Genomic DNA, 4,839 nt, shown 5'->3' with positions numbered 1-4,839 from the left:
GAATACATGGAGCTGCATCCCAAATCTAACCTCTTGCGCGCAAACCATTTTATACTCAAAGATATCATGTTCTCCATATATTCTGCGAATCAGGCGGAGGGTTTTCCTGAGGATGAGCTGGCACAGCTTCTGATTAAATATGCAGGGGACTCAGGCTGTCGGGAGGAAGCTGGCGAGATGGTGTTCTATACAAGTGCCATGAAATCCAAGCCGACAGCGCTAAGAGAAGCTTACATGGAATGTATGGAAACGCAGCGAATGGCCAGTAAACTTGAGTTGTCGGATCGTGTGGTTCACTACGAAACGATAGAGTTCGCCCATCTGTTCCAACATGTGTCGGTTAATATGATGGAAGACTACTGTGCCAAAGTATTGCGCCCGCTCTTGGAAAAGGATGCCGAATATTCGCAAGAAATGATTCGAACTTTAGAAGTCTTTATTCGCAATGACGGTCAAGTGAGCGAAGCAGCCAAGCAATTATTCATTCATAGAAATACGGTAACCTACCGTTTAGAGAAGATTAGTGATCTTTTACAGGTGGATTTCAAGAAAGTTAACGATCTTTTGAAGCTGAAAGCTGTCTTCTTGTTCCGTCAGTTCTTGCACGTCAGACAATAATAGATAAACCCTGAGACGCTCTGTGGGCGCTCAGGGTTTTCGTTTTTCCAGTGTGATAACAGTAATTTCAGGTCTGCATAGGAAACGGAAAGGGAGGAATGTCGTGCCGACTCCTCGATTGGTATAGACAAGTAGCTTGGAGTCAGGCACTTCGTAAAGCCCCATCACGTATTTTTTGCCTTGAAGAGGCGTAAAGAGAGCTCCTAGAATAGGCAGTCGAATTTGCCCACCATGTGAGTGGCCGGATAGCTGCAAATCAATGGGTTGTCCGACTACTTGATCAGCGAAATCGGGACAATGCGAGAGCAGGAGCGTGAACATTTGCGCATTGGTGCCTTGAAGGGTTTTGACGATATCGGGGGAGCCTGTAAGTTTATCTTCAACGCCTGCAATTTGAATGGACTGACTTTTGTAGGTAATCTTCTTGCAGGCGTTAATCAGCGTTTGAAACCCGCCATCTTGCAGGATAGGCAGAGTATAATTCTTATCGATCCATTTATCATGATTGCCAAGTACGGCCCACTTGCCGAGTGGCGCTTCTAAGCTTGCGAGCAGTTTGCTCGTTAACGTTTCGTCTTCCGTAATCCGGGCATCGAATAGATCCCCCGTGAAAGTTAAAAGATCTGCTTTTTCATTATTGATAAGTGTAACGACACGTTCTAAATCCTTTAAATTAAAATGATGACCAATATGTAAATCGCTAAATTGTAAAAGTTTAAGGCCATGAAACGAGTTGGGAAGTCGTTCAAAAGACAAGGTGATTCTAGTCATATCAAACCATTTTGTTTCTATGAAGCTGGAATAACTGCCCACAAGACCTCCGGAAGCCAGCAGTGAACCTGCAAGCAGAACGCCTTTTTTGATAAATGTACGTCGTGTCACTGGGGGGTGTGATTGCATATTGTTCCTCCTGGTTCCAAAGCTCATTTTATCTCTTAATTATAGCAATAAGCATACAGCGTTTGCGAATCTTGCGAGGCTTGGGCGAGTTGCATAAGCAGCTTGGTTAATTTATAATAATTTTAATGTAATGGGAAGGGAGAGATTGAAATGTCAGCATGGAAAGAGCTCACAACAGTTGATCAGTGGCAGGAAGTATGGGATCGTTCCTCCGATAAACCGGCGGTCGTTCTGAAACACAGCACAACTTGTCCAGTAAGCGCAAGCGCGCTTGATGAATATGAACAATATTTGTCAGGAGAGCCGAATGGGGATGTCGATTATTACCTAGTTAAGGTCATCGAGTCTCGCCCGGTTTCTAACCAAATTGCGGAGGACCTGGGCATCAAGCACGCATCGCCGCAAATTCTTTATTTTAAAAATAAAGAATCCGTCTGGAATACATCACACTGGTCTGTTACAACCAAGCATATTACGGCTGTTTTAGACTAAACCGTGCACAGGATTTAATCGCAAAGCCCATGGTGGCCGCCTATTCGTATTTAGGTGGACGCTGTAGGGCTTTTTTTTGGCTAAATAAAGTTGATTCAGCGCAAACTAGCTTCGCCACCTTCAGAGTTCTTTAAAGCTTTTACGCCAGAATCTCAAACTTTAGATATATTAAGGAGAGACGATTTTATCGCCTCTCCCTTTGTTAGTATCCTTATGTTTTTTCAGTCTAGTTCGTAATCGTGATATGGTACGACGCACCCGCTATTGTACTAATTTTGATCAAATCACCATTCATTGTGAAAGGGACTGGATTAAGCTGGCCGTTAGTAGTTTGGTATACCTTTACAACACTGTTCGCTACGTTTTTCCAAGGATTAAATACTGTTAATGGATTTCCTTTATCGCTTGTAACATCAACATAACTAACCTGACCATTTGCCAATTCACTATTGACAATAAATGCGCCTTTTGCTCGCAAACGTACAAACTTCGCGTTCTTTGCTGTAGGCCAGTTTGCAAATATGCGCAATACACCGGCATTTTCTTGCAACAACATCGAATTTATCGTTTCTATAGAGCCCGATGTTTCAATACCTCCTCCACTTTGTGCAGCTGTTAAATTGTTTCTCCAGATATTTTTCGTTGCGCCCTTGAATTTCGCAATGAGATCTACCGGGTCCCAACCTACGCGAGCAGCAATTGTAAATGTTTTTGGATATCCGTTAATGGTTGAGCCTCGTCGACCTGGAGTGAATGGATCCATATAAGCTAATGTATCTCGTGCCATTTGCAATTGAACATTGTCAGAGCCGATTGCCAAATGTTCTGCCGGGTGAACAATCCCTTCAAGGTTAACGGGCTGATCTCCTATATTGATCAGAGCATTTCCCTTGGGCGGATTGTTTACGACATCCGCGAGAGTAAACAACGTTTTCCCGTTGAATACTCCGGTTGGGAAACTACGAATGTTCTCCACATAATCCTGCCAGATTGGTCGCATCGCCGTGTCAACTCCAAGATCCACACTGCCTTTGAGCAGTGTTTGGAATGTCAACTTCGCAAACCCTAAATCGATACTTGAATTCAGATCATCTCCATTTTCATTGGCACCGCTATGATTAATGATGTATTTATTATTCGCATCTTTCTCCATATAATCGATATAAAAAGTTCCAATCTCCTTAAGGATCGGATAGGTTGTATTTCGGAAGTAGTCTATATCTCCCGTGTATTGATAATGCCAGATCATCGGAATTAGCCCAAATGTTGCAATAAATCTTTGATCAGTTGGCAGTTTTGTATAGTCCTTTGTCACCGCTACGGCAACTAGCCATTACTTCTGCTCGATGCACCAAGCACATACAATGCACCGTAATAATATTTTTCCAAATCTATGTCATTTAATTTCACATACGATTTCAACCAAAAGTTTTTCCACCACAGCAGATGGTTGGCATACAACGTATCCGTTTGACTAGCACTTAACCCCGATACCGTAGTTAGTACGTTATTTTTCCAGTCGATTAAGGGCGTCATTTTCCCGCCAAGATTACCTTCACCTGCAATTTTGGTAACAATCTTAACATGTACACCTGGATTAAGTGTAAATGCTATTTTGGTATTGTTATTATCGATAACTGATGCGACCCCAATCGCACCAATTACACGGGTAGCAACTGCGGCTTGAGATATCCATTCCGATGTTGCCGGATTTGCTTTCGTTGAGCGCGTCGCCCACATCATTTCACTTGACAACCCATTTTGCGTTGGAAAATTCCGATCCGGATTATTATAAATCCATAACTTCGTTTCGATTGGCAATGCTTGTTCATTTGCAGCTGTCCAGAGCTCCGTTACCAACACATTGTCAGAATCTGCTGTCCATGTACGCATATTGACATTAGTTCCTGCCATCGTAAGAGTGGAATTTACTTCAGCGTTTTAAATGTTTTGAATCTGAGTATTCATATTTTCAGTTACTGAGGTGATAATTGGAACATTATTGCTATATAATTCGAATTCTCGAATCATTGCGACTTCACTACCGTTTGATGCTTTATCCGATGTTGGCTGATTAAGTTTTGTGATATATAAACGTACATATCTCGCTGTAAAAGCTGGAACCGATCTGTTGGTTGATTCAGCAGTATTGCCGACAACCGTATCCACATCCGTCCATGTTGTTTTATCGTCACTTTTTTGAAGCTTGTAGTCTCTCGAATTATATTGTTGATAGTTAGATGCTCGGTTTGGATATCCATTATTTTTCACTACCCAACGGTCGATGAGCTTTGGTTGTTGCAAGTCAACCGTGAGCCATTTGTCCCCTGACGATACATTCTGACCCAAGGACTCCCATTTTGTTTCAATATTGCCGTCAAAAGCATTCGAAGTACTACTAATCGTACTTGTATCGCTGGAAGAAGTAGAATAAGGTAAAACAAATACTTTAGGTGTAGAAATAGTTATACCGCCAATCGTTAGCTTCTGAAACTTTGAATCCCAGAAGTCGGACTTAGAAAAGTAGAACGTTTGCTTCTCATTACGTGCATCCGATACTACACCGATATCTCCATTGCCTAGTAGAAGTCCTGCTGTATAGTTGTTCGTTACTACCTCAGAGAGTGTAGGTGGCGTTGTGTATTGACCTTTAATCCCGGACAAAGTACTCTGTAGCTCTGTCCATTCGTCTGTTACCGTCGCATGGGCGGTTTGCAGTTGATCTGGATAACACGATAGGAATCCGCTTAGTAGACTAGTTGTTAACAATGCCGAAATCGAGAATCTCCTTAATCCTTTGTTTCTTTTCATCTTCCATCTCCTTTAGAT

Annotated in this window: 6 protein-coding genes; 2 read left to right on the top strand and 4 right to left on the bottom strand. The window is 42.3% G+C overall.

The features are described from left to right. Positions 1 to 618 (top strand): PucR family transcriptional regulator (locus AC1DUA_RS29040; protein WP_477503063.1); only part of this gene is annotated, 618 nt, incomplete at its 5' end. Between the two features lie 30 nt (positions 619 to 648). Here the strand turns inward: AC1DUA_RS29040 and AC1DUA_RS29035 are convergent. Continuing rightward, complete coding sequence (locus tag AC1DUA_RS29035) at positions 649 to 1,518, bottom strand: metallophosphoesterase (protein ID WP_477503062.1); 870 nt, start codon at positions 1,516 to 1,518, stop codon at positions 649 to 651. Positions 1,519 to 1,668: 150 nt separating this feature from the next. Between AC1DUA_RS29035 and ytxJ the strand changes: the two genes are divergently transcribed. Further along, positions 1,669 to 2,010 (top strand): bacillithiol system redox-active protein YtxJ, encoded by a 342-nt coding sequence (gene ytxJ, locus AC1DUA_RS29030; RefSeq protein ID WP_477503061.1) that lies wholly within the window; start codon positions 1,669 to 1,671, stop codon positions 2,008 to 2,010. 226 nt (positions 2,011 to 2,236) lie between these two features. Here ytxJ and AC1DUA_RS29025 read toward each other — a convergent pair whose 3' ends face one another. Genes AC1DUA_RS29025 through AC1DUA_RS29015 form a run of 3 tightly spaced genes read right to left on the bottom strand, consistent with a single transcriptional unit; the run spans position 2,237 to position 4,821 of the window. Beyond that, the gene (locus AC1DUA_RS29025) at positions 2,237 to 3,325 is read right to left on the bottom strand and encodes a glycosyl hydrolase family 95 catalytic domain-containing protein (protein WP_477503060.1); all 1,089 of its coding nucleotides are present in this window, start codon (positions 3,323 to 3,325) and stop codon (positions 2,237 to 2,239) included. Between the two features lie 11 nt (positions 3,326 to 3,336). Next, positions 3,337 to 3,903 (bottom strand): hypothetical protein, encoded by a 567-nt coding sequence (locus tag AC1DUA_RS29020; RefSeq protein ID WP_477503059.1) that lies wholly within the window; start codon positions 3,901 to 3,903, stop codon positions 3,337 to 3,339. 48 nt (positions 3,904 to 3,951) lie between these two features. Next, on the bottom strand, positions 3,952 to 4,821 hold the full coding sequence (locus AC1DUA_RS29015; protein WP_477503058.1) for a discoidin domain-containing protein: 870 nt from the start codon (positions 4,819 to 4,821) through the stop codon (positions 3,952 to 3,954). Positions 4,822 to 4,839 lie beyond the last annotated feature (18 nt).

The sequence above is a fragment of the Paenibacillus sp. 01T422 genome, from assembly GCF_056398785.1.
The sequence above is the reverse complement of the archived record's forward strand: the minus strand, read 5'-3'. Positions and strand labels throughout refer to the sequence as shown.

Excerpts from the sequence above, each read along its gene's own strand:
- AC1DUA_RS29035 (WP_477503062.1), bottom strand. The coding sequence starts at position 1,518 with ATGCAATCACACCCCCCAGTGACACGACGTACATTTATCAAAAAAGGC.
- ytxJ (WP_477503061.1), top strand. The coding sequence starts at position 1,669 with ATGTCAGCATGGAAAGAGCTCACAACAGTTGATCAGTGGCAGGAAGTA.
- AC1DUA_RS29020 (WP_477503059.1), bottom strand. The coding sequence starts at position 3,903 with ATGCGTACATGGACAGCAGATTCTGACAATGTGTTGGTAACGGAGCTC.
- AC1DUA_RS29015 (WP_477503058.1), bottom strand. The coding sequence starts at position 4,821 with ATGAAAAGAAACAAAGGATTAAGGAGATTCTCGATTTCGGCATTGTTA.